18 protein-coding genes are annotated in these 24,315 nt (G+C 60.9%); 14 read left to right on the top strand and 4 right to left on the bottom strand.

Features of this window, described 5'->3' with window-relative positions; translation table 11 throughout:
- The first annotated feature begins 38 nt into the window (after positions 1–38).
- The 8 genes from DXB53_RS05615 (at position 39) to DXB53_RS05580 (ending at position 9,278) form a co-directional block, all read left to right on the top strand.
- Positions 39–722 carry a hemolysin III family protein gene (locus tag DXB53_RS05615; RefSeq protein ID WP_199409686.1) on the top strand — a complete coding sequence of 228 codons (684 nt, stop codon included), beginning with the start codon at positions 39–41 and terminating at the stop codon, positions 720–722.
- A 114-nt stretch (positions 723–836) separates the two neighbouring features.
- On the top strand, positions 837–2,210 hold the full coding sequence (locus tag DXB53_RS05610; RefSeq protein ID WP_117583669.1) for a hemolysin family protein: 1,374 nt from the start codon (positions 837–839) through the stop codon (positions 2,208–2,210).
- Between the two features lie 24 nt (positions 2,211–2,234).
- Positions 2,235–3,074, top strand: coding sequence for a hypothetical protein (locus tag DXB53_RS05605; RefSeq protein ID WP_233503823.1), 840 nt, complete (start codon positions 2,235–2,237; stop codon positions 3,072–3,074).
- A 136-nt stretch (positions 3,075–3,210) separates the two neighbouring features.
- The gene (locus DXB53_RS05600; RefSeq protein ID WP_117583713.1) at positions 3,211–3,600 is read left to right on the top strand and encodes a YtxH domain-containing protein; all 390 of its coding nucleotides are present in this window, start codon (positions 3,211–3,213) and stop codon (positions 3,598–3,600) included.
- Positions 3,600–4,355, top strand: coding sequence for a hypothetical protein (locus tag DXB53_RS05595; RefSeq protein WP_055252569.1), 756 nt, complete (start codon positions 3,600–3,602; stop codon positions 4,353–4,355). Before DXB53_RS05600 ends, DXB53_RS05595 begins: the two co-directional genes overlap by 1 nt.
- A 72-nt stretch (positions 4,356–4,427) precedes the next feature.
- The gene (locus DXB53_RS05590; RefSeq protein WP_231500759.1) at positions 4,428–5,834 is read left to right on the top strand and encodes a polysaccharide deacetylase family protein; all 1,407 of its coding nucleotides are present in this window, start codon (positions 4,428–4,430) and stop codon (positions 5,832–5,834) included.
- Between the two features lie 328 nt (positions 5,835–6,162).
- Positions 6,163–8,007, top strand: a complete 1,845-nt coding sequence (locus tag DXB53_RS05585; protein WP_099432471.1) for a magnesium transporter — start codon at positions 6,163–6,165, stop codon at positions 8,005–8,007.
- A 74-nt stretch (positions 8,008–8,081) separates the two neighbouring features.
- Positions 8,082–9,278, top strand: a complete 1,197-nt coding sequence (locus DXB53_RS05580) for an Nramp family divalent metal transporter (RefSeq protein ID WP_117583711.1) — start codon at positions 8,082–8,084, stop codon at positions 9,276–9,278.
- A 326-nt stretch (positions 9,279–9,604) separates the two neighbouring features.
- Here DXB53_RS05580 and DXB53_RS05575 read toward each other — a convergent pair whose 3' ends face one another.
- A complete protein-coding gene (locus DXB53_RS05575; RefSeq protein WP_117583668.1) occupies positions 9,605–11,821 on the bottom strand; it encodes an acyltransferase family protein in 2,217 nt (738 codons plus the stop codon).
- A 187-nt stretch (positions 11,822–12,008) separates the two neighbouring features.
- On the opposite strand from DXB53_RS05575, the gene DXB53_RS05570 reads away from it, so the two are divergent.
- The 5 genes from DXB53_RS05570 (at position 12,009) to DXB53_RS05550 (ending at position 17,147) form a co-directional block, all read left to right on the top strand.
- Positions 12,009–12,980, top strand: coding sequence for a ribokinase (locus DXB53_RS05570; protein WP_117583667.1), 972 nt, complete (start codon positions 12,009–12,011; stop codon positions 12,978–12,980).
- Between the two features lie 27 nt (positions 12,981–13,007).
- Positions 13,008–13,982 (top strand): nucleoside hydrolase, encoded by a 975-nt coding sequence (locus tag DXB53_RS05565; protein ID WP_117583666.1) that lies wholly within the window; start codon positions 13,008–13,010, stop codon positions 13,980–13,982.
- A gap of 103 nt (positions 13,983–14,085) precedes the next feature.
- Complete coding sequence (locus DXB53_RS05560; protein ID WP_117583665.1) at positions 14,086–14,574, top strand: S-ribosylhomocysteine lyase; 489 nt, start codon at positions 14,086–14,088, stop codon at positions 14,572–14,574.
- A gap of 144 nt (positions 14,575–14,718) precedes the next feature.
- Positions 14,719–15,363 (top strand): DUF4867 family protein, encoded by a 645-nt coding sequence (locus DXB53_RS05555; protein WP_117583664.1) that lies wholly within the window; start codon positions 14,719–14,721, stop codon positions 15,361–15,363.
- A gap of 353 nt (positions 15,364–15,716) precedes the next feature.
- Entirely contained in the window at positions 15,717–17,147 is a 1,431-nt protein-coding gene (locus DXB53_RS05550; protein ID WP_117583663.1) for a 6-phospho-beta-glucosidase, read from the top strand.
- A 97-nt stretch (positions 17,148–17,244) separates the two neighbouring features.
- On the opposite strand, the gene DXB53_RS05545 is transcribed toward DXB53_RS05550, so the two are convergent.
- Positions 17,245–18,510, bottom strand: a complete 1,266-nt coding sequence (locus DXB53_RS05545; RefSeq protein WP_158549353.1) for an ATP-binding protein — start codon at positions 18,508–18,510, stop codon at positions 17,245–17,247.
- Positions 18,511–18,893: 383 nt separating this feature from the next.
- Positions 18,894–21,662: a magnesium-translocating P-type ATPase gene (gene mgtA / locus DXB53_RS05540; protein ID WP_117583661.1), complete on the bottom strand. Its 2,769-nt coding sequence runs from the start codon at positions 21,660–21,662 to the stop codon at positions 18,894–18,896.
- Positions 21,663–22,099: 437 nt separating this feature from the next.
- Between mgtA and pyrE the strand changes: the two genes are divergently transcribed.
- The gene (gene pyrE, locus DXB53_RS05535; RefSeq protein ID WP_117583660.1) at positions 22,100–22,783 is read left to right on the top strand and encodes an orotate phosphoribosyltransferase; all 684 of its coding nucleotides are present in this window, start codon (positions 22,100–22,102) and stop codon (positions 22,781–22,783) included.
- Positions 22,784–23,116: 333 nt separating this feature from the next.
- On the opposite strand, the gene DXB53_RS05530 is transcribed toward pyrE, so the two are convergent.
- Entirely contained in the window at positions 23,117–24,289 is a 1,173-nt protein-coding gene (locus tag DXB53_RS05530; RefSeq protein WP_158556498.1) for a Fic family protein, read from the bottom strand.
- Between the last annotated feature and the right edge of the window lie 26 nt (positions 24,290–24,315).

The raw sequence follows: 24,315 nt of genomic DNA, 5'->3' as shown, positions 1-24,315 counted from the left end.
AGTGTTGAGAACTCTTTACGTTGGAGGATGTAACCGGCATGTCCGATTCGAGCGACAGTTCTAAGCCGCGACCCAAGACCGCGGCCGTTCCACACTACACGGTGGGCGAGGAGATCATGAACTCCGTCACCCATGGTGTCGGCTGCCTGCTGGGTATCGCGGGCCTGGTGCTCCTGATCGTATTCGCTGCCCTGCGCGGCGGAGGCCCGGCCCACATGGCCGCGGCGATTGTCTATGGCGTCAGTATCATCCTCGAATACTTGGCCTCCACGCTCTATCACGCGATTCAGCCCGCGCGCGCCAAGCGCGTGTTTCGTATCATCGACCACAGCTGCATCTACCTGCTTATTGCCGGCAGCTATACGCCGTTTTGCCTCATCACGCTCGCAAACGACGGCGGCCCTATGCTGTTCTTTGCTGTGTGGGCCATCGCCATCGTCGGGATTGCCCTCGAGTGCTTTTTGCGCGAGCGTCAACCGCACTGGGTAAGTGGCCTGGTCTACCTGCTGATGGGCTGGCTCGTTGTCTTTAAGCTGCCCGCGCTTGTGGCACTGCTCAACCCCGTAGCGCTTGCCCTGCTCGCTGTCGGCGGCGTGTGCTATACCGTGGGCGTGCCGTTCTATATCGCCAAAAACGTGCGCTATCTGCACAGTGTTTTCCACTTGTGGGTGCTCGCCGGCAGCATCTTCCAGTTCATGGCGGTGATCCTCTTCGTAATCTAGCGATCGCTCCTGTGCCCGCGGGCCCATCCAAGCGGCCGCCGGGCGCAACTGCCCTATCCGTCACCTACGCTTACTGCCCAACGTCCCGAATCTTGGAGGTTCGAGAAACTCCCGATGGACATAACCATCTCCCTTATCACCACCCTCGTTTTGACCCTCATCAACGGCTACTTCTCTATGTCCGAGATGGCGCTCACCACGGCCAAGCGCGCCGTGCTGGAGCATGAGGCCGAGAAAGGCGACAAGCGCGCCGAGCGTGCCATTAAGCTGGCTGCCGACTCCGACCAGCTGCTCGCCACCATCCAGGTCGCCATCACGCTCGTGGGCTTCGCCTCGTCCGCCGTTGCCTCGACGAGCCTGTCCGACCCGCTCGCCACGTGGCTCATGAGCTTTGGCATCGCGCCGCTCTCCGCCATCGCGCGCGGCCTGGCGCCGGTCATCATCACCGTCGCGGTCGCCTTCGTGTCCATCGTGATCGGCGAGCTCGTCCCCAAGCGCATTGGTCTGGCCAACGCCGAGGGCGTATCCAAACAGGTCGTGGGGCCGCTCTCCGTGTTCCAAAAGATCGCCCGCCCGCTCGTGTGGCTGACCGGTGCCTGCTCCGACGGCCTGGCCCGCATCCTGCGCATCAAGAGCGCCGATGACCGCCAGAACGTCTCGGAGGAAGAGATCAAGTACATGGTCTCGGAGCAGGACGACCTGCTCGACGAGGAAAAGCGCATGATCCACGAGATCTTCGACCTGGGTGACACCGTGGCTCGCGAGGTCATGGTGCCGCGCGTGGACACCACCATGTGCGAGGACGACGAGACAGTCGCCGACGTGCTGTCCACCATGCGCCAGACCGGCTTCAGCCGCATCCCCGTCTATCACGAGGACCCCGACAATGTCGCGGGCATCGCGCACATCAAGGACCTGATCCAGCCCGCGCTCGACGGCAAGGGCGACCAGCCCATTGCCGACTTTTTGCGCGACGCCACCTTTGTGCCCGATACCAAGGACATCCTGCCGCTGCTGTCCGAGATGCAGACCTCGCACGACCAGATCGTGGTCGTCGTGGACGAGTACGGCGGCACGGCCGGAATCATCACCATCGAAGATATCGTCGAGGAGATCGTCGGCGAGATCGAGGACGAGTTCGACCCCGACAACAAGTATCTCACGCGCCTCTCGCGCCGTGAGTGGCTCGTCGATGGGCGTTTTTCGTGCGATGACGCGATTGAGCTTGGTTGGCCGCTCGAGGAAAGCGATGATTATGAGACCATCGCCGGCTGGATTTTGGAGCTTTGCGACTCGGTGCCCGACATCGGAGAGGTGTTTGAGGTCGCGGGGTACAAGTTTAAAGTGCAGTCGATGCGTGGCCAGCGCATCTCGCTCATTCGCGTGATCGCTCCGGCCGAAACCGATAAGAAGGATTCCGAGTCCTCGGCAGAGAAGCCGGCGACGTCGGGTGGGGGCCCTGCGGCCCCGCACGACGGCGACGAGTAGGGCAAGGACGAGTAGGGGAGAGTTATGGCAGGCCTGTTCAACATCCTTAAGGTCACCGTCAGCGAGGACAAGATTTGCGCGCACGTGCTGGTGAACCCCGGCATGCCGCTCATGACCTCGGAGGATATCGAGGCCACGGCGCGCGTGTACTACCTGGTGCCCGCGATTGCCAAGCACCTGTGCCTGGGCGACTCCGGCCGCGAATTCCAGGATTGCATGGGCCAGACCGAGCTTTGCCATCTGCTGGAGCACGTGACGGTCGAGCTCATGAACGAGACCGGTCTTGCCGGCAGCATCTCGTGCGGTCGCACGCGCGTGAGCGAGCATGACGAGCGTGTCTTTGAGATTGAGCTTTCGTGCCCCGATGATGCGCTGGCCATCGGCGCGCTGTCTTCGGCCACCTTTATGATGGATTGGGCCTATCTGCACGCCGACCAGCCCGCCCCCGATGTGGACGGCACGGTCGCGGGCCTGCGCAACCTGGTGCTGGGCATGCGTGCCGAGGCCGAGGGCAAGGACCCGCACGAGGCCGTTGCCGCTGCGAACGGCGAGGACGTGGCCGAGGATGCGCCCGAGGGCGACGCTCCTGCCGAGGCCGACGCCGACGCCGAGCCCGTTGCCGACGCGCCTGCTGAGCCCGAGTCTGCGGAGCCCCAAGGCGTCCCGAGCTTTGACGACGAGCCGCAGATGCCAATCGATACCGAGGGTGCGGTCGCCGAGAACCACGAGGCCCCCGCGGCCGTCTTTGGCGGTGCGGCAACGGCTCCGTTCGGCTCGGCGCACGAGGGCAACCTGCCGCTCGTTGATGGCGCCGGCGAGGATCCGGCCGCCACGGTCGCCATGCCGGCTGCGCCTCAGGAGTAGGCTTACTCGCTTATCACCATTATGTACCTGCGCTTTTACCGTACGCAGATGAGCGCGACGGCAAGTGTTGCGCTGCGGGTATAATGGACAGCATTCAAACGGTGGGCATCGAGGTGCCCGCAGGAGAGGAATGATCATGGGAAAGACTTTCAGCTTTGTCTCCGGTGCGCTCTTTGGTGCTGCCGCTGGCGCTATTATCGGCGTTGCTCTGGCCCCGCGCTCGGGCGCCGAAACCCGCGCCATGGCTGCCGATATCGCCAACGACGCCTGGGACAATATGCGCGACACCTACGAGCACGGCGCCGAGGAGGCCCGTGCTGCGGTGAATGACTTTGGCCCGATGGTCGACGCCAAGACCGACGACCTGCGCGCCAAGGTCGACCTGGCCCGCGAGCGCATGGACCAGCTGCGCGAGCAGCTCAACGACGCCATTTCGGGTGGCAACGTGACGCCTGCCGCCGACGTCGTGGTCGAGAACGCCGTCGAGGCTGATGCCGGGGCTGCGGAACCCTCGACCGAGGCATAATGCGCGCTGGGGATTTTGTCGGCGCCAAGATCTATCGCAAGCCTACCGAGGACAAGCGCACCAAAAAGGACGGCACGCCGCGCAGCCCCAAAAAGCTCGGAAAGATTCACTTTCCGGTCTTTACCCCGGGCGGTACGCGCGTGGTCGGCTTTATGGTCCGCCAGTCCGATATCGCGGGCATGATCGAGCGTCCCGACCGATTCGTAGCGCTCGACGCCATTGGTGTCTACGAGGGCGCCATTGCGGTCGATGACGTCAAGGACACGTACGATGCCGCCGCCGCCAAGCGCCTCGACATCAACCTGGACGATTGCATCATCTGGGTCGGTATGGACGTGCGCACGGAATCGGGCGACGTCGTGGGCTATTGCTCGGACGTTGAGTTCAAGCCGCGCTCGGGCATCGTGCAGGCATTCTATGTGACCGCCGGTGCTGCTTCGAGTGTTTTGGTTGGTGACACGCAGGTGCCGCCGACGATGCTGCGCGGCTACGAGAACGGCGCGATGGTCGTCTCGGACGAGGTCAAGTCGCTCGGGTATTCGGGCGGTGCGGCTGCCAAGGCCGCCGAGGCCAGCGTCGTGGTGGGCGACAAGGTCAAAAAGGGCGCCAAGGTGCTCGACGACAAGGGATCGGTCGCCGTGGACAAAGGCAGTCGCGCACTGGGCAAGCAGCTCGGCAAGACGCGCGGCATGTTCAAGGCCTTTAAGGACGAATACCAAAAGGCGAGCGGAGGCTCGTCAAAAGCTACAAAATAGCGACGTACCAAATGATGGGAGGCAAGCCGGAGACCTGTTGCTCCGGCTTGCTGTGTTTATGGGGGAGGGCACATGCGCCAAAACGGATCCAACTTAAACGGGCGTTCGGGTGCGCGTCCGACGGCGCGCCGCGACCTGGGGCAGCTGCCCAGCGGTCAGCGCCGTCGCCGCCGTAAGCCCGGCGCGATGTACCTCAACCATAGCCGCGGGTTTAGCGACCGCAGCGCGCGCATCGGCAACGGGCGCTCGCCGCGCCGACCGTCCCGTCTGCCCTATGCGCTCATTGCCGTGGGCTGTGCGCTCGTGCTGTTTATCGCTGCCGTCGTGGGCTACGTCAACCGCAGCGTGGACGTGGAACTCAACGGGCAAAAGACCGCGGTGCGCGTGGGCTCTACGCTGCAGAATCTCATCGACGACCAGGAGTTGACCGATACCTACGACGCAGGCGACCTGCTGGCCGTCGATGACAGCGTGCTCAAGCGCCATGGCGGCGAAAAGCTGTCGGTTAAGGTGGACGGCAAGCGCATAAAACAGGGCAAATGGGATAGCCGCGAACTTGAGGGCGGCGAGAAGGTGACGGTCAAGGATGGCCGTAACACCTACGAGAAGCACGAGGTTCAGGCTACGGTTATCGAGCCCAAGCTCAAGGTCGAGGGCACGGGCGCTATCGAGTATGTGCAGACATGGGGTGTCCAGGGCCGCTCCGAGGTGTGGGTTGGTGAGCAGTCGGAAAAGACGCAGGACCGCGGCGAGGTTGTGCCCGCCACCGATTGCGTCGTTGCGTGCGCCAGCGTGGCGCCCAAGGGCAACAAAAAGTACGTGGCGCTGACGTTTGACGAGGGTCCGAGCGGCGCCACCAAACAGATCTTGCAGGTGCTCAAGGAAAAGGGCGTTACCGCGACGTTCTTCCTTTCGGGCGATGCGGCCGAGGCCTCGCCTGCCACGGCCAAGGCGATTGTCGATGCCGGGTGCGAGATCGGATCCAACAGCTACAGCGACGATTCGCTCAAGGGTCAGGACCGTGAGACGGTACGCGAACAGATCACGAAAGGCACCGATGCGATTAAGTCGGCGACCGGCGTGAAGACGATGCTGCTGCGTGCTCCCTACGCTGCCTTTGACGAGCAAAACTGGATTGATGCGATGGACCTGGTCTCCGCCGTGGTCTCGTGGAATATTGACTCGGGCGACTGGCTGCTCAACGGTGCCGACGAGCAGGTCTCAACGGTGCTCGATTCGGTGACGCCGGGCAATATCGTGCTGCTCACCGATAGGGACGAATGCGCCGAGCAGACGCTCGAGGCGCTGCCGCAGATCATCGACGGCCTTGTCGCCGACGGCTACAAGATCGTGACGCTCAGCGACCTGGTCAAGACGGACACGTCGCTGAGCAAAAAGCTCACCTCGCTGACGAAGGTCACCATGCCCAAGGACGCCGTGTTCCCCCAACTTGCCGAGGACGATGACACCACAGAGTAGTCATTGGGTAGTCGTTTAAGAACGTCCCCAATGGCTATGTCACGGATACGTCAGCGTTTGGTATGCCTGCAATGTGCAGCGCATAAATTCGATGCCGCAGGGCGATGCTGATGCTATAGTTACTGCGGTTAATGAGGGTCAAGAGAAAGGTTACAGGTGAAATCCAAACCTCGACCATACAGTCGATGACCCCATGCAGGTGCTTTTTGCGCATGCACGGGGTGTAAGCGTCGAGCGGCGTGCCGCCCGCGCATGCGTATACATATCCAGAAGCCCCCGGACGCCGCACGCGCGGCCGCGTCCGGAGGAATAATGATGGGGAGCACCATTGAATTATCTGAGTGAGATGCTCAAATTGCCAGTCTTGGACGTCGACGGCGAAAAGCTCGGCGTGGTCAACGATTTTGGCATTGCAACCGGCGAAGTTTTTCCGCACGTGACGTCGCTCGCGTTCCGCGGTCCCGGCAAGACGCCGTTCATGATCAGCTGGCGCAAATGGGTCGACCGCATCGACGAGACGGGCGTGTATCTCAATACGTCTGCCACCAATATTCGCTTCTCGTACCTGCAGCCGACCGAGCTCCTGCTGGCGCGCGACGTTCTCAATAAGCAGATCGTCGACACGCAGGGCATGAAGGTCGTGCGCGTCAACGACATCAAGTTTTCCATGTCGGGCGAAAATCAGCTGCGCCTGCTGGGTGCCGAGGTCGGCGCCCGCGGTCTGCTGCGTGCAATCAGCCCCGCGCTCGAGCACGTCGTCGAGGGCTTTATGAAGCACCTGGGCAAGCCGCTCAGCGAGGACATTATCGCCTGGTCCTACATGGACCTGCTCGACCGCTCGACCAAGAACATTCAACTCTCGGTGTCGCACAAGACGCTCGGCGAGCTGCACCCTGCCGACATCGCCGACATTATCGAGCAGCTCGACCCGCGCTTGCGTGCGCAGGTGTTTGCGCAGCTCGATACTGCCCAGGCCGCCGAGGCCATCTCGGAGTTCGATGACGACGAGCTTATGACCGAGATGCTCGAGGGCCTGTCCGACACCGACGCATCGTCGATGCTGGCCATGATGGACCCGGACGACGCTGCCGACCTGATCGACGAGCTTGATTACGAGAAGGCCGAGAAACTCCTGCGCCTGATGGGCGTCAAGGAGGAGAAGGCGATTCGTAACCTGCTGGGGTATGAGGACAACACCGCCGGCCGCATCATGACCTCGGAGTTTGTCTCCCTGCCCGCTACGGCAACGGTCGGTGACGCCATCGAGGCGATTCGCGAGCTCGACGAGGACTTCGAGAGCGTCTATTACGTCTATACCGAGGATCCGAGTGGCATGCTGACCGGCGTGCTTTCGCTGCGCACGCTGATCGTAGCCGACCGCGACGCCACGCTGGGTCAGTTGGCCTATCGCGACCTGGTCTATGTGTCGCCCGACGAGGACCAGGAAGACGTGACGGACGAGATGACCAAGTACGACCTGGTTGCCATCCCTGTCTGCGACGAGAACCGTCATATCCTTGGTATCGTGACCTTCGACGACGCCATGGACGTTATCGCCGAGGAGCATCAGGAGGACCTGCAGATCGCCGGTGTCGGCTCGGGCGATAGCGCGTCGGACGACTCGACGAACGTGCTCAGCTGGTTCGTGCATCGCCAGTACTGGGTTGTTGTATGGGGCATCGCGTCGTGCATCATGGCGACCGTGCTGGGAACGGCGCTCGGCTCCGCGCATCTGGTGGTGTTCCCCATGTGCGCCATGCCGCTCGTGCTGCTGGCGGCCTCGCGCATGGTGTCGTTCGTCAAGAACTACTTCCTGGAGTATGACGGTCACGACGACGAGCCCAAGCCGTATCTGGGATTCTTCTTCCAGAGCACGGGCATGGGCCTGATTCTGTCACTCGTGACCTACCTGTGCGCCCAGCTGGTGCGCACCGCTGCATTCCCCGATGCCTCTATGTTTGAGGAGCAGCTCTTTACCGGCTGCTTTAACATTGCCGCCATCATTTGCCTGGTTGGCAACATGAGTGCTGTGATTTACCTGATGGTGCTGTTCTGGCGTGACGAGCATGACCTCAACACGTCGGGCACCGCCATGAACGTTATTGCCGTCATGATCTCGTGTGTGGCGTATTGCATCGCCGCGGTGCTGCTCGCCATGTCAGTCATGGGCTAGGTGGTCGCGTGCAAAATACCAAGCAAAAGTCGGGCACCAAGCAAAAGCTGACCATCGCGGCCATCTTTGGCGCTATGGGTCCCGGTCTGCTGGCGGCGCTTTCGGGCAATGACGCCGGCGGCATTGCAACGTATTCCAGTGCGGGTGCCAGCTATGGCTACAAGATGCTCTGGATGCTTCCCGTCATGACTGTGCTGCTCATCGTGACGCAGGAGACCGCGGCGCGTTGCGGCTGCGTGACGGGCAAGGGCCTGGCATCGCTCATTCGCGAGCGCTTTGGCGTGCGCAAGAGTGTACTTGCTATGGCGGCGCTGTTGATCGCCAACACGGCTGTGACCATTTCGGAGTTTGCGGGTATTGCGAGCGGCCTTGCCCTCTTTGGCGTGCCGGCGAGCATCTCGGTGCCGTTGGTGGCGCTGCTGGTGTGGATGCTTACCATGTCGGGGAGTTTCCAGCGCATCGAGAAGATTCTGCTGCTGGTGAGCTGCGTGTTCGTGACCTATATTGTCGCCGCGTTTATGGCTGGCCCCAACTGGGGTGAGGTCGCGGTCGACCTGGTCGTGCCCAACATTCAAAATGACCCCAGCTACGTGTCGCTCGTGGTCGCAACGATCGGTACCACCATCGCGCCGTGGATGATTTTCTTGGCGCAGAACAACGTGGTCGATAAGAACGCGGGCGAGGACGATATCGTGCTGCAGCGCATCGATACCGTGAGCGGCTCGCTTGCTGCCGATATCATTGCCGGCTTTATTATCATCACGACCGGCACGGTGTTGTTCCCGGCGGGTATTCAGATTAGCGATGCTGCCGATGCTGCCCGCGCGCTGGAGCCTATTGCGGGTCAGTGGTCTACGGTACTGTTTGCCTCGGGCCTGGTCGCGGCGAGCTTCTTGGCTGCCTGCGTGCTGCCGGGCGTTACGTCGAGCGCTATCTGCGAGGCATTTGGCTGGGAGCGCGGTGCCGACCGCAGCTGGGACGAGGCCCCGGTCTATCGCGGCATCATTACGGCCATCATCGGTATCTCTGCCGTGCTGGTGCTTATGCCCGGCGTCGATCTGTTCCAGATTATGATGACCTCGCAGGTCATCAATGGCGTGCTACTGCCCGTGGTTCTGGTGTTCCAGGTGGTTATCGCCGCCGACCGTCACATTATGGGTGCCAACCGCAACGGCCGCGTGTGGAACGTGCTCACTTGGGCGACTATCGGCGTGATTACGGTGCTCACGGTCGTCATGTTTGTTCTGCAGGCGATGGGTTACAGCGCTTAGCGCCTCTTTTTGACTCCAAACAGGCCGCAGCGATGGGCTGCGGCCTGTTTTTTGCCTGTTATAGGGGGTTGGTAATATGCGAGTGGACAAAAAATGCCAAATATGAGTACTGTTGGGTAGCGCGCAGAGATGTGGTGTAAGAGGCGGGGGATTCCCCGCCTCTTACACCACATCTCTGCGCGCTACCTCGCGCGCTACCGCATGGGCGCCATTTTGGGTGGTTTTGCCTGCTACTAAAATGGTAACAGTACTCATATTTGCTCCTTTTTGTCCACGACCTCTTGGGGCCGGCTCGAAAAGAGTGATTTTGGGTTGTTTGCTGCGGGTTACTTGTCGGTGCCCAGCTTGTGCGGTTTGTAGGCGAGCGCGTTGACGAGTGCGTCGGCGGCGGACTTGACGGTTGCCGGCTGCGGATCGTTGACGTGGTCCTCGGGGTGCACGGGCAGGTCTTTCTTGACGGCATCGTGGATCAGGTTGAGGTACTCGGTCACGCCGGTAGTCGACAGGTGCGTGCCGTCGCCATCGAACAGGTCGTTGCGGTTGGCACTGTGCCCGTACCAGTCGATAACGCGTACATTCTTGTAGCGCGTGGCGGCGTTGGCGATGGCCTGGTTCGTGGACCCGACCCACGGCTGCGGGCTACGCGTGTTTACAAACACGACAATACGCTGCTCGCCGGCGTCGGCCATGATCGCGTCGACCTGGGCGTCCGTTACCAAACCGTTAGTGCCCAGGGCAAAGACCACGATCTTGCCGGCAAGGTTCTGCTGGATATAGCCCTCAAATGTCGCGCGGCCCGCATCAAACTGGCGGCCCTTTTCGGCATCGATATGGCTGTGAGGAAACACGCCGTCAAAGGAATCAACGGCGCGCAGCGACACGGAGTCACCGATCATCAACAGGTCGTAGGAGCCATCGGGGAAGCCGTCGTTGTCCTTGTCGGTGTCGTCGGCCGCCTGCTGGTCGGTGGGCGCGGTGTTTTTGGCTTCCTTGTTCAGAACTTCGGCGCCCTCGCCGCTCAGCGCAGACGTCTCGGGCACAAAAATCAGGCCGCCCAGTGCAACGACCAACACGACAGCGCAGGCTGCGCAGACAGGGACGTGCGCGCGTGCCCAGTTGGCGGGCGTGGCGGTGCCATCGCGGAATTCGGCGACGGTACGGCCGAAGGCGCCCTTCCTAAACGGCGTCTCGATAAAGCGGTAGGAGCACTCGGCTACGGCGACCACCAGCAGTACCTGCAAAATGTACTGCCACCAGGGCGTATCGTTGATGTTGGCGACCGGGTTCATGAGCAACAGCAGCGGATAGTGCCACAGGTAGATGCTGTACGAGCGCTTGCCAACCCACACGAGCGGCTCGGCGGATAGCGCGCGGGCAACCATTCCCTGGGGCTGCACGCAGGCGGCAATGACCATGAGCGTGAGGATGGAGCATAGCAGCGTGCCGCCGCGATACTGGAACGCGGTGTAGCCGTTGGTGAGCGCGACCATGGCGGCAAGGCCAACCAGACCCACGACGCCCAACACATCGATGGATGCGGGCGAGGACCAAAAGCGCACGAGGGCGCTCGGCTGTGCCGGGGCGGTCTCGGCTGCTTCGTCGGCCTTCTCGCCAGACTTGCCCTCGGCGTTCTTGCCGTGCTTGGCGGCGCCGGCCAGGCGATTGAGCCCCAAACGATGAGCGAGACGCACTGGCGCCAGGTCGCGATCGGGGATAAAGGCCATCCAGGCACCCAGCAGCAGTGAGAACACGCGGGTGTCGGTGCCGTAGTACACGCGGCTGGGGTCGGCGGCAGGGTTGTAAAGCACCATCATGGCGAGGGCAGATGCCGCGGCAAGGCCCAGAACCACGCGGCGCGTGTTGGGCTTGCTCACATGCATGGATACCATGGCAAACAGCAGTGGCGGCCAAATCAGGTAGAACTGTTCCTCGATGGCAAGCGACCAAAAGTGCGTGAGCGGCGAGGGGTCGCCCAGAGCATTGAAGTACGAGACGTTTTGGGCAATCTGCCACCAGTTGTTGAAGAACAACAGCGACGGCAGGATGTCGGGGCGCATCTTGGTGAGCATCACGTGGTTAAAGATGGTGCACAGCGCGCAGGTCACGAACACTACCGTTACCACGGCGGGGACCAGGCGACGGATGCGGCGAATCCAGAAGCTCTTGAGGTCGATGCGGCCGGTCTTAGCGACTTCGTTGAGCAGCAAGCGCGTGATCAGATAGCCCGAAAGCACAAAGAAGATCGTGACGCCGAGCAGGCCGCCCTGAGCCCACGTGAGGTTGAGGTGATAGAGCACCACTGCGACGACGGCAAGCGTGCGTAGGCCGTCAAGGGCAGGGATGTAGCGGGACTTGGGGCGAGCGGGCGTCTGCTCCGCGGCGGGAGTGTTGGCGCGGCCCGCGTTGTTGGTAGAAGCGCGATGAGGGCTTGCGGTGCGTCGCGGCTCGTTGGTACGGCGTTCGCTCTTCACGCGTTCGTGCGGCGCCGGCTCGTTGCCTGTGCGGCGTCGACCGCGCGAGCCCGATTGCGAGAATTGTTCCATAAAACATCATCCAATGACGAGAATAATCAGCACGTATTTATTGTAGCTGCCTGCTCCTGTGAATGCTTGCTGCTGGCGCAAGCTCAAGCGTGCGTCCACATCAAAGTGAACTAAAGTTATAGGGGGTGCGAGGGCGCACAATCGATGGTCGACGGTGGGCATAAGGCCCGCAGATGAGGAGGTTTCCATGGCAGATCGCGACATCATTGCGGTGTTCGGCAGCATGAACATGGACCTTTCGGTGGCGTGCGAGCGCATGCCGCGTGCGGGCGAGACCGTCGGCGGCAGCGGGTTTATCACCAACGCCGGCGGTAAGGGCGCTAACCAGGCCGTTGCCGCCGCGCGCATGGGTGCGCGCACATGCATGATCGGCGCTGTTGGACGTGATACCTTTGGCGATGCGCTTGTGGCGGGGCTCCAGGATGCCGGCGTGAGTGTTGAGTTCGTGGCGCTTCGCGATGACGTGGAGACCGGCACCGCGACTATCATTCGCTGCGAGGGCGACAACCGCATCATACTGTCACCGGGCGCCAACCATGCGCTTGCGGGCGCGGACGTTGCCTGCGCGTTGAGGCGTCTGGTGGCCCATGAGCTCGACGGCGACGCCAGCGAGATTGCCCCGGCTGCCGGAAGCGTCTTTATCGCCCAGGGCGAATGTGACCTTGTGGCGACGGCCGAGGCGCTTGTTTGCGCTCACGAGCTGGGGTTCTATACGGTCTTTAATCCAGCGCCCGCCTGCGAGCTGCCTGCGGAGGTCTGGCCTGCGGTCGACCTGGTCTGCCCCAACGAGACCGAGTGCCAGGTGCTGACGGGCATTCTGCCCACGGATGATGCGAGTTGCGTCGCCGCGCTCAATGCGCTGCTCGACAAGGGCGCCGGGGCTGCGGTCATCACGCTAGGCGGTGCCGGCTCAGTTGCATTTGGCGATGACGGTGAGCTGCTGCGCATGCCGGCACTTTCGTGCGCGGTGGTCGATACGACGGCCGCGGGCGATACGTTTATTGGTGCGCTTGCGGCGGCTCGCCTGGAGGGCCTGCCGCTCTTTGAATGCATGGCCGCCGGCGCCCGTGCCTCGGCGGTGACGGTGTCGCGTTTGGGCGCGCAGCAGTCGATTCCCACGCGTGCCGAAGTTGGGCGCATGTTTGGTTTAGACGATTAGTACAAGACGGAGAAGCGGAGTAAAACAATGGCAACTAAGAAGCTGATCCTTGATCTGGATATGGGTGTGGACGATGCGATGGCGCTTGCCTATGCCATCGCGAGCCCCGAGGTGGAGCTCGTGGGCATCACCACATGCTTTGGCAACGTGCGCGTCGAGCAGTCGGCGCACAACTGCCTGGCGGTGCTCGACCTGTTGGGCCGTCCCGAGGTGCCGGTGTACCTGGGTGCCGACCGTCCTCTGCAAGCGACTGAGCCCTATACGCCGCCGGCGTCCACCGCGCTCATTCACGGCAAGAACGGCATCGGCGGCGCGAGCGTGCCCGCGTCGCCCTACGAGCCGGTGGGGGCGACCTCGGCCGACGGCAACGCTGCGGTCGATTATCTGATCGATGCCGCGCGCACCTATGGTCCCGATCTGGTCTACGTAGCGACTGGCCCGCTCTCCAACCTAGCGCTCGCCCTGGAGCGCGATGCGGCGGCGATGATGTCCATCGGCCGCGTGGTCGTGATGGGCGGCGCCCTTACCGTGCCCGGTAACGTGAGCGCGGGCGCCGAGGCCAACATGGCGAGCGACCCCGAGGCAGCCGACGCGGTGCTGCGCTCGGGCCGTAAGCTCACCATGGTGGGCCTGGACGTGACGCATCGCGTGGTGCTCACGCGCCGCGACATTGCCGGCTGGACGGGTTCGGGAACCATGGCCGGCTGCGCATTTGCGAGCATGGTCGAGCACTACATTGGTTCGTACGAGATGAACGCGTCCTACCTGGGCGGCTGCGCGCTGCACGATCCGCTGGCGGTTGCCGTGGCGATTGATCCCACGCTCGTGGGTGCGCTCGGCTGTAACCTGCGTGTTGACTTGCTGGGTGAGTATCGCGGCCGCACCATCTGCGATGAGCGCCGCGTGGCAGATCCCGACAAGAGCACACTCGTGGCGCTGACCGTCGATACCCCGCGCTTCCTGTCCGAGTTCAAGGCCCGTATGGCCCGTGTCCTTGGCTAAGTTGTCTTTTTGGGACGGGGCTTTTTTGACTGGTATGATTGGTGCGACCATTCGAACCAGCTAAAAGAGCCCCGTCCCAATTTGACTATCGAGAGGATCTGCCATGGAGCGCATCGCGAGCTTTTCCGTTGACCATCTGCTGCTTGAGCCCGGCGTGTACGTGAGCCGCATCGACCGCGATCCGGCGACCGGCGCCGCCGTCACCACCTTTGACCTACGCCTGACCACGCCCAACAAAGAGCCGGTCATGAACACGGCCGAGTGCCACACCATCGAGCACCTGGGCGCGACGTTCCTCCGCAATCATGCCGAGTGGTCGAGCCGCATTGTCTACTTTGGGCCCATGGGCTGCCGTACGGGCTTTTACCTGGTTGTCTTTGGTGAGCTGACGAGCGAGGAAATCTTGCCGCTCGTGCGCGAACTGTTCGAGTTTGTCGCCGGCTTTGAGGGCGATGTCCCCGGTGCCGCTCCCGAGGAGTGCGGTAACTACCTGGACCAGAACCTTCCCATGGCAAACTGGCTCGCGCGCCGCTACCTCGACCGCGATCTGGCCGATATCGATGAGAAGCACCTGCACTATCAGCAGGCATAAGAGCTTTATCGCCCAAAACGAGCGCATTGGGCGTCTTCGCTTATGCGGGGGCGCCTTTTTGTTGATTGGTCGGGACGAGCGTTCAAAATCGCTCATGTTTGTTCTAGAATGTTCGTATAGTCACATTTACAAACAGGAGTGAACATGCATATCTACTCTGTCAACGATCCCGAGTTCAAATCCTATGGCAACGTTTGGGATAACGTTCCGTCCGTGCTCACGTCGCCCGTGCTCGAGGCGCTCTCTGCCACGCCCATCCCCGAGGGCAGTAAGTACGTAGCAAGTGCGCCGGAGCTCGAGGGCGTCAAGGATGCCGACAAACTGGGCTTTCTCATGTTTGGCGGCCGCCCCTTCCAGCTCGGCTGGTGCAACGGCCACAACACACGCCTCAACTGCCTGGAGTATCACCGCGCCAGCGAGTTTAACCTGGGCGCCCGCGACTTTATCCTGCTCGTGGCGCATCGCTGGGAGATCGAGGACGGCAAGCTCGACACCGCGTGCGTCAAGGCGTTCCGCGTGCCGGCGGGCAAGGTCGTCGAGGTATTCAACACCACGCTTCACTACACGCCCTGCATGGTCGACGACGGCGGCTTCCAAGTGATGGTTGCGCTGCCGGCGGGTACCAACGGCCCGCGCCCCGAGGCGGCGGCCGACATGCCCGCGGCCGGCGACAGCTACTGCTACTGGAAGGCCGACAAGTGGGTCCTCTGCCACGCCGACAGCCCCAAAGCAGCCGAAGGCGGCTACGTAGGCCTCGTCGGCAAGAACCTCGACATCGCCTGCGACTAGAATCTTCCATCTCGATCTGTAACATCTAGCGGGCTAAATCGTCTCTACCTGTTACAGATTTAGACAAACTGAAGGGGCTGCCCGAAAAATCTCGATCTGTAACACCAGGCCCGGTTTTGGCTGCCTAACTGTTACAGATCGAGACAAACCGGGCCCAATCCGCCGCAAAGGTGCCTGTCCCCTTTGTGGTGGTTGGCGGTTTGGGCGGGCAGGTATCAAAAAGTGTCAGACGGGGGCGGCTGCCGGGCGTCTGTGCGCGAAAAGAAGTGCCGACCTGCGCCGTTGCCGTTGAGTGGCGCGCTGCTTACGGGGATACTGAAGCCACGACAAACAGCGTGTGAAAGGATCGATGCATGGCTTTCCGTAATGACTTCCTGTGGGGCGGCGCGACGGCTGCCAACCAGTGCGAGGGCGCGTACAACGTTGACGGTCGCGGCCTGGCCAACGTGGATGTGGCGCCGCACGGCCCGGAGCGTTACGCGGTGGTCTCCGGCCAGCGCAAGATGCTCGACTTCGAGGACGGCTATTACTATCCCGCGCAGACCGGCATCGATTTCTACCATCACTACAAGGAGGACATTGCCCTCTTTGCCGAGATGGGCTTTAAGACCTTCCGCATGAGCCTGGCCTGGACCCGTATCTTCCCCAACGGTGACGAGGCCGAGCCCAACGAGGCCGGCCTGGCCTTTTACGAGGACGTGTTCCGCGAGTGCCAGGCGCACGGCATCGAGCCGCTCGTGACCATCACGCACTTCGACTGCCCCGTCCACCTCATCAAGGAGTACGGCGGCTGGCGCAACCGCAAGCTCATCGACTTCTACAAGAACCTCGCGACCACGATCTTCACCCGCTACAAGGGCCTGGTGAAGTACTGGCTCACCTTCAACGAGATCAACATGATCCTTCACCTGCCGTTTATGGGTGCCGGCCTGGTCTTTGAGGAGGGCGAGAACAAGGAAGCCGTCGAGTACCTGGCCGCCCACAACGAGCTCGTCGCCAGCGCTTGGGCAACCAAGATCGCCCACGAGATCGACCCCGAGGTCAAGATCGGCTGCATGCTCGCCGCGGGCACCTACTATCCCTACAGCTGCCGTCCGGGCGATGTACGCCAGGCTCAGCTTGACAACCAGGACAATTACTTCTTCGTCGACGTCCAGAGCCGCGGTTACTACCCGGCCTATGCCGTCAAGAAACTCGAGCGCCTGGGCATCGATGTGGGCATGACCGACGAGGACCGCGAGGTCCTGGCTGCCAACACCGTCGACTTCATCAGCTTTAGTTACTACAGCACCCGTTGCTCTGCCGGTGCCGACAACCCCGATGTCAAGCGCACCCAGGGCAACGCCTTCGCCGGCGCCAAGAACCCCTACCTGCAGGAGAGCCAGTGGGGCTGGGCCATCGATCCGCTGGGCTTCCGCATCACCCTTAATGACCTGTACGACCGTTATCAGAAGCCGCTGTTTGTGGTTGAGAACGGTCTGGGTGCCAGGGATGTTGTCGAGGAGGATGGTTCTATCAACGACGACTACCATATCGACTTCCTGCGTCAGCATATTGCCGCGATGCGCGATGCGGTGACCGAGGACGGCGTTGACCTGCTGGGCTACACCACCTGGGGCCCGATCGACCTGGTCTCGGCCGGTACGGGCGAGATGTCCAAGCGCTACGGCTTTATCTATGTGGACCGCGACGACGCCGGCAACGGCACCCTCAAGCGTTCCAAGAAGAAGAGCTTTGACTGGTACAAGAAGGTTATCGCCACCAACGGCGAAGATTTGGCCTAGGCGTTCTCAACAGCAATAGCATCCTAACCAAGGCGCCCGGCGAGCAGCCTATGCCCGTCGGGTGCCTTGTTAAAAGAAGTAAAAACTTGCAATTGCACTACGGCGCGAGCACATCCAGCGGAACAACTTGGACGCCGCGGTCAGTGACATAGGCTTGTGAACCAAATCCAATGATTACGACTTTCGAAACTGGCGGGTTGTTTCCGGCGGCAACCATACGCTTCTCGACAGCAATAAGGCTGTCAGACGCCTCTTCGATTTGGGCGGAGCTGAGCTTGATTTCGACCGGGATCCACGTTCCACCGGGAGCCGCAATGACTGCATCGACTTCTAGATCGCGAGAATCGTGATAGTGATAGAGGCCCATTCCATTTGCCTGCGCATAAACCCACAAATCATGAAGGGCCAACGATTCAAAAAGCAGCCCAAGCGTCTTGAAATCTAGCAGCAATGTCGCCGGAGTCGCTCCGAGCGCAGCGGCCGCCAGTGACGGATCAGCGAGATGATGCTTCTTCGATTCTCTTAAGTGCACGGGAGATCTCATTGCGGGGTTCCATGCGGGAATATCGCGAACGAAACTAACCCGAGCGAGAAGGGATATATATGATGCCGCCGTTTGTCTCGATACTTCTCCACCAAGATCGGCTACGAGCGTCTTGAGTGTCGCCAAAGTGGATTCATTGCGCGCAAGCGATTCGATGACAGCTTTGACCTTTTCAGGGTCGCGGCGAGAGCCGTCGACACGAGACAAATCTTCTTCGGCGACTATGCCGATGTAACGTTTCGCCATCGCCGACGCAGCCAGCGCATCGCGACCGACCGCCGCGGGCCATCCGCCACGGACAACGTACTCGGCAATCGAGGCGGAATCCAGCGATCCGAAAGCGCCATTGAACTTTTCGCCAGAAATAATGCCCGACAGCTTAACCGCGCCGCTGGATTTCCCAAGCTCGAAAAGCGTCATGGTATCCATGCGCAATTTAGCGAACCTTCCAGCGCCACTGTGCATTGGACGTTCGTCGTCTCGCGGTGTCGCTGACCCCGTAAATATGAACTGACCAGGCTCGCCGCTGCGGTTGTCGCACTCAAACCGTGCCGCGTCCCAAAGTTTCGGAACCTCCTGCCACTCGTCAATCAGCCGCGGCACCTCGCCGGAAACGGCAAGAGCCGGGTCAGTCTCGGCACGCAAGCGATTCTCGAAGTTGCGGGACGGGTCCATGAGAAGGAGCCTGGACGCCGCACGGGTCTCGGCCGTGGTCGTCTTTCCGCACCATTTCGGTCCTTCGATGAGAACGGCGCCGAATATACCCAGCAGCTGGTCAAGCTCATTTTCGATAATTCTAGTGTAGTACTTCTTTGGCATAATTATCACCATTGTTTACCAGTACATTTAACCAAATATACAGTTACTATTTAACCAAATATCAATTCTTTGGTTAACCATATTTACGCATTTCAATTAACGAAACAGATTAAACATGTACTGTTTGAGTTGGCACTTGGGAAATCTCTCGCTGGGCAATCCGTTGCTACGGCTGAGGCCTCTTCGTCGAACCGACACCCCCGGCGAGCAACTTATGCCCGCCGGGCGCCTTGTTAAAAGAAGTGAAAGAAAGCAAAAGAAGTTAAAACTTGCAAAAGAAATTAAAGCGGGGGTGAGGGGCGTTTTTAGCTGTTTTGGGCCGCCGCGGCCAGCGGGGGCGGGTCGCGGCGGCCCAAACATCCTTGACGAGGGTGCCTGTGGAGTTACAGCAGCTCGCCGTGGCGGGCAATGTAGCGGCGCTTTGCCAGCTGGGTGAGCGCGATATAGGCGGTAACGATGCCAATGAGCAGCCCAAAAAAGCTCGTGGGCAGCGTCATGAGGCCGAGCGCATCGGCGGCGGGGCTTGCCGGCAGCCAGGTGACGAGCGCCAGGCCCAGTACAGTGAGAACGCACAGTGCCGGCGCGGCGTGGTCGCGCGGGCTCGGCAGGCGCGGGGAGCGCAGCATGTGGATCACGAGCGTCTGCGACCACATGGACTCGATAAACCAGCCACTCTGGAAGAGCGCGGCAAAGGTCGCCATACCCGCGACGTTGCCCGTTCCGGAGAGCTCGGACCAGCTTGCGCCCACGGTGGCGGGGCACACCACAAAGAAGAGCGCGGCGAAGGTCACGATGTCAAACAGCGAGCTCACGGGGCCCAGCTCGAGCATAAAGCCCTTGATGGACGCGGCGTCCCAGGAGCGCGGACGAGCAGTCCAGACGTCATCGACGGTGTCCCACGGTAGCGTGATGCACACGATCTCGTAGACGAGCGACAGCAGCACCAGCTGCAGGGCACTCATGGGCAAAAACGGCAAGAACAGGCTTGCGACGGTCACGGACAGCACGTTGCCAAAGTTGGAGCTCACTGTGGTCTTGAGGTACTTGAGCAGGTTGCCGTAGGTGCGGCGGCCTTCGATGATGCCGCGTTCGAGCACGCCCAGGTCCTTCTGAAGCAAGATGATATCGGCGGATTCCTTGGCAATGTCGACGGCGGAGTCGACCGAGATGCCGCAGTCGCTCGCGCGCATGGCGGCGGCGTCGTTGATGCCATCGCCCATAAAGCCCACGGTGTGGCCGAGCAGCTCGCGCATGACGCGCACCAGACGCGCCTTCTGCAGCGGCGAGAGCTTAGCAAAGAGATGGGTTTTCTCGGCGCGCTCGGCAAGCTCGGCGTCATCGAGCGCATCGATCTCGGAGCCGAGCAAGACGTTGCTCGCGTCGATGCCGATCTGCTCGCAGACGGTGGCGGCGACACGATCGTTGTCGCCGGTCAGGACCTTTACCGCCACGCCCTTGGCTTCGAGGGTGGCGACGGCGCCCGCGGCACTTGCTTTGGGCGGATCGAGAAAGGCCAAAAAGCCCATCAGCACCATGTCGCATTCGTCGGCGATGCCAAATTCGCCCACGCAGCGCGGATTGGTCTTCTGCGCCACGGCAATCACGCGCAGGCCCTCGGCGTTAAGATTGGCGACCTGCTTGCGAATCTGGGCGAGCTTGTCTTCGGTGAGCGGCTGGGCGATGCCATCGACCTCGACAAAGGAGCAGATCTCGAGCATTTCCTCGGCAGCTCCCTTGGTGACCATCTGGGTTTTGCCCTGGGCGTCGGCGACAACTACGCTCAGACGACGGCGCGAGAAATCGAAGGGCACTTCGTCGACCTTGATATAGCGGTCGCGCAGGCTCTGGCCCAGCATGGAATCGGGTACGACGGTCGAGGGTGTCACATCGGCACGGTCGATGACGGCCAGGTCGATAAGGTTCTTGAGGCCGGTCTGGAAGAAGCTGTTCAAAAACGCATGGCGCAGCACACGTGCGTCCTCGTGGCCATCGGTGTTGAGGTAGCGCTCGAGCACGATGCGGTCTTCGGTGAGGGTGCCGGTCTTGTCGCAGCACAGGACGTCCATGGCGCCCAGGTTTTGGATCGCCGGCAGCTCCTTGACGATAACCTGGCGACGGGCGAGGTCCTTGGCGCCCTGCGACAGGCTCGTGGTCACGATGACGGGGAGCATCTGCGGCGTGATGCCCACGGCCACGCTCGTGGCGAACAACAGCGCGTCGATGACGTTGCCCTTGGTGGCGGCGTTGATGGCAAAGACGGCCGGCGCCATAACAAGCATGAGGCGCACGAGCAACATGGAGACGCTCGAGACGCCGCGGTCAAACGCGCTCTTCTCGCCACGCCCGTTGAGCATCTTGGCGATGCCGCCCAGGTAGGTGTCCGAGCCGGTGGCAACGACAAGCGCCATGGCAGTGCCGTTTTGCACGGAGGTGCCGGTAAAGACGATGTTCTTGCAGGCGGAGAGCGGCAGCGCGGAGCCGTCGGCGCCATCGACGACGGTGATGGCAACTGTCTTCTCGACGGCCTCGCTCTCGCCGGTGAGTGCGGACTCGATCACAAACAGGTCGCGCGCGGTGATGATGCGGGCGTCGGCCGGCACCATGTCGCCGGCAGAGAGGCGGATCACATCGCCGGGGACGAGCTCGTCAAAGGGGATCTCGATGCGCTCGCCGTCGCGCAGGGCAGTGCAGGTGTTGGAGACCAAGTCCTTGAGGGCCTCGGTCGCATTGCCGCTGCGGGCTTCTTGGATAAACTTCATGCCGCCCGATACCAGCAGCATGATGCCGATGACGATGACCGTGGAGGGGTCGCGCTGCGGCTCGGGCACGGCGAGCACGTCGATGTAGAGCGAGACCAGCGCGAGCGCGGCGAGGATGCCAGCGAAGGGATCGACGAACGCGTCGGCGATGCGGCGCGCGAGCGTCTTGGTCGGCGCCTCGATGGTGTTGGGGCCGGAGGCGTCCAGGCGTTCGGTTGCCTGCTCGGCGGTGAGGCCGTTTGTCGTGGCGTCGAGCAGCACGAGGGCGTCCTCGGCGCTATGGGTGGCGGCGAATATGGTGTTCTTGGCAAGGCCGGTGTGAGCGGCAGGGCGCGCCGTGCGGCGGCGCTTGGAGATGGCTTCGAGTACCGTGGCGGTTTTGAGCATCAGCATAGGGTCCTCCTTGTTAAAGGGAGTTAGCGTACGTGTCGTATTTGCTTCAAAAAACCTAGATGTCGCTCACGTCAAGCTCACGAACCACCACAAAGGGGACAGGCACCTTTGTGGCGGTTTTGACGATCGGATAGTGACGCTTATGCGTGTGCAGAATCCTCGCGGCGTGCCGAGGGCGACATGCAGGTTTTTCGACTATGACTGCCTTCCATGGCACACCTCCTTAAGGCTGGGCGCAGCGCGCTTTGGGTATCTCGTACCCGTTTTAATCCGACCGTATTCTTGATGAGGGGGTTTGCAATGTCAACCCCATTGTTCGGAAAACCATTGTCGCTGATAAAGCCTTTACAGAATGCCGTGGCCTCAAAGCGTGCCCGCATCGATGCTTCGCCTGCGCTAAACTGGAAGGCACGTACGCGATTACGAGAGGAGCCCGCATGGAGGCTTACAAGCAAGAGTTCATCAAGTTTATGGTTGAGTCCGACGTCCTTAAGTTCGGCAGCTTTACGCTCAAGAGCGGTCGTCAGTCCCCGTTCTTTATGAACGCCGGCGCTTACGTGACGGGCTATCAGCTCAAGAAGCTGGGCGAGTATTACGCCCAGGCCATCCACGATAACTTTGGCGACGACTTTGATGTGCTGTTTGGACCGGCCTACAAGGGTATTCCGCTGGCCGTCGTGACCGCAATTGCCTACCACGAGCTGTACGGCAAGGAGGTCAAGTACTGCTGCGACCGCAAGGAGGCCAAGGACCACGGCGCCGACAAGGGCAACCTGCTGGGCTATGAGCCCCAGGACGGCGACCGCGTGGTCATGGTCGAGGACGTCACCACCAGCGGTAAGTCCATCGACGAGACCTATCCCAAGGTTAAGGCTGCTGCCGATGTCGAGATCAAGGGCCTGATCGTGTCTCTCAACCGCATGGAGGTCGGCAAGGGTGGCGTGACCACCGCTCAGAAGGAGATCGAGGCCAAGTACGGTTTCCCCGTCGCGAGCATCGTCTCCATGGCCGAGGTCGTCGAGACCCTCTACAACCACGAGATCGACGGCAAGGTTGTCATCGACGACGAGCTCAAGGGTGCCATCGACGCCTACTACGAGCAGTACGGAGCTCGGGAGTAGGTAGTTACGCGGGTTTACCAACCCGCGTAACCAGTTGACGCTGCAAGCCCGCCAGAGCGGCAATCTGCCTTTCAGCTTCGGCGGCATGACCAGAAGGTCAATGCCGCCTCGTTTCAAGGCACCTTGCTCGCTCTGACGGGCTTTCGCTGTCGTTGCCAAAACATCGGCGTTGCCGTAGTAGTCATTGGGGACGTTCTTGTTTGACTAGTCGTTTAAGAACGTCCCCAATGACTAGTCAGAAATGAGCGTGGATAATCTCCCGTTTTTGGCCCCCGTGTGGACTCAAAGTGGGAGATTATCCACGCTCGTTTTAATATGGCTGGGCTGCGGTGCCTATCTAATCGGCTCAGCGTCTTCCCTGAGAATCGAAAGATACTCTTCATACCCGTACTGTCGGTATCTCTGTCTTGACTCGTCGAGTGGACGGAGGATACCCAATTCTTCAAATGATTTGACGAGCGAGCTCGCGGTGCTCCTACCGATATCGAGTCGGGCAGCGATAAATGCGGTGTCGAGGATGGGATGCTCTTCAAGAAGGCTCAGCAGCCTTTGTCCGTTTGCGGCAGTCCTTCCGAGATTTTCGGTAATAGCTGCCGTCGAACGGTTGTGGAGATCAACAAGACTCTTTAAAGACCCTACCGAGTCCTTCGCACTCTCAAGAAGACTGGCGCAGAAAAACTCTATCCATTCCTCGTAAGTTCCTCGTTCCCTTACGGATGTGAGTTGTCGGTAGTACTCGCTTCGATTTTTCTTGAACTGGAACGATGGATAGAACAAGCAAGAATGAAGAACGCCATCATTGATGAGCATAAGTGTAATGAGAAGCCTGCCCAGGCGACCGTTTCCGTCTAGGAATGGATGGGCAGTTTCAAATTGGTAATGGACGAGCGCCGCCCGCACGATCGGATCCATTTCGACTTGAGGCTCATTGATAAATCGTTCGAGGTCCTGGAGCGTGTTGCTCAAATCTTCAATGTTTGGAGGGACGAACGATGCAGTTGCAACGGTGCAGCCTGAAGGGCCAATCCAGTTTTGTGAGGAGCGCAGCTCGCCTGGATTCTTCTCCGTTCCGCGCACTCCGTCCAGCAGGACCGCATGAACCTGCCTGAGAAGCCTCGTACACAAGGGCATCTTTTTGAGCAGTTCTACGCCGCGGTCGACAGCACGGACATAATTCACGACATCTGCGACATCTTTATGATGGAGTTGGGTTTGCGATGGACTAAGTAGGTCGTCAAACGTGCACTGGGTTCCCTCAATTTGCGAAGAAAGGAGTGCTTCTTTGCGCACATACATTGTCAGATACATGTCGGCGTTGGGAACAAAGTAGAGCATGCCTTCAAGCTCTCCAAGCTTTCGTGAGCATGTGGAAAGCGTGCGATAGGTTTCCTCAGTGAGGTTTAGCTGCCTCAATGATTGCAAGGGCGTTGGCAAAAACGAATAGTAAGCCAATTTCCCCGATAGATTATTGCGGAGCGTTCCCTGGCCGTTCTCCTCGATTTGCATCGCGCCCTCCATATCTTTAGTGGCGG

Source organism: Collinsella sp. OM04-5, assembly GCF_003439125.1.
Classification (GTDB): domain Bacteria; phylum Actinomycetota; class Coriobacteriia; order Coriobacteriales; family Coriobacteriaceae; genus Collinsella.
The sequence above is the reverse complement of the archived record's forward strand: the minus strand, read 5'-3'. Positions and strand labels throughout refer to the sequence as shown.

Excerpts from the sequence above, each read along its gene's own strand:
- DXB53_RS05565 (WP_117583666.1), top strand. The coding sequence starts at position 13,008 with ATGGCAACTAAGAAGCTGATCCTTGATCTGGATATGGGTGTGGACGAT.
- DXB53_RS05560 (WP_117583665.1), top strand. The coding sequence starts at position 14,086 with ATGGAGCGCATCGCGAGCTTTTCCGTTGACCATCTGCTGCTTGAGCCC.
- DXB53_RS05555 (WP_117583664.1), top strand. The coding sequence starts at position 14,719 with ATGCATATCTACTCTGTCAACGATCCCGAGTTCAAATCCTATGGCAAC.
- DXB53_RS05580 (WP_117583711.1), top strand. The coding sequence starts at position 8,082 with ATGGGTCCCGGTCTGCTGGCGGCGCTTTCGGGCAATGACGCCGGCGGC.
- DXB53_RS05545 (WP_158549353.1), bottom strand. The coding sequence starts at position 18,510 with ATGCCAAAGAAGTACTACACTAGAATTATCGAAAATGAGCTTGACCAG.
- DXB53_RS05530 (WP_158556498.1), bottom strand. The coding sequence starts at position 24,289 with ATGCAAATCGAGGAGAACGGCCAGGGAACGCTCCGCAATAATCTATCG.
- DXB53_RS05615 (WP_199409686.1), top strand. The coding sequence starts at position 39 with ATGTCCGATTCGAGCGACAGTTCTAAGCCGCGACCCAAGACCGCGGCC.
- pyrE (WP_117583660.1), top strand. The coding sequence starts at position 22,100 with ATGGAGGCTTACAAGCAAGAGTTCATCAAGTTTATGGTTGAGTCCGAC.
- mgtA (WP_117583661.1), bottom strand. The coding sequence starts at position 21,662 with ATGCTGATGCTCAAAACCGCCACGGTACTCGAAGCCATCTCCAAGCGC.
- DXB53_RS05595 (WP_055252569.1), top strand. The coding sequence starts at position 3,600 with ATGCGCGCTGGGGATTTTGTCGGCGCCAAGATCTATCGCAAGCCTACC.
- DXB53_RS05600 (WP_117583713.1), top strand. The coding sequence starts at position 3,211 with ATGGGAAAGACTTTCAGCTTTGTCTCCGGTGCGCTCTTTGGTGCTGCC.
- DXB53_RS05590 (WP_231500759.1), top strand. The coding sequence starts at position 4,428 with ATGCGCCAAAACGGATCCAACTTAAACGGGCGTTCGGGTGCGCGTCCG.
- DXB53_RS05610 (WP_117583669.1), top strand. The coding sequence starts at position 837 with ATGGACATAACCATCTCCCTTATCACCACCCTCGTTTTGACCCTCATC.
- DXB53_RS05570 (WP_117583667.1), top strand. The coding sequence starts at position 12,009 with ATGGCAGATCGCGACATCATTGCGGTGTTCGGCAGCATGAACATGGAC.
- DXB53_RS05575 (WP_117583668.1), bottom strand. The coding sequence starts at position 11,821 with ATGGAACAATTCTCGCAATCGGGCTCGCGCGGTCGACGCCGCACAGGC.
- DXB53_RS05550 (WP_117583663.1), top strand. The coding sequence starts at position 15,717 with ATGGCTTTCCGTAATGACTTCCTGTGGGGCGGCGCGACGGCTGCCAAC.
- DXB53_RS05605 (WP_233503823.1), top strand. The coding sequence starts at position 2,235 with ATGGCAGGCCTGTTCAACATCCTTAAGGTCACCGTCAGCGAGGACAAG.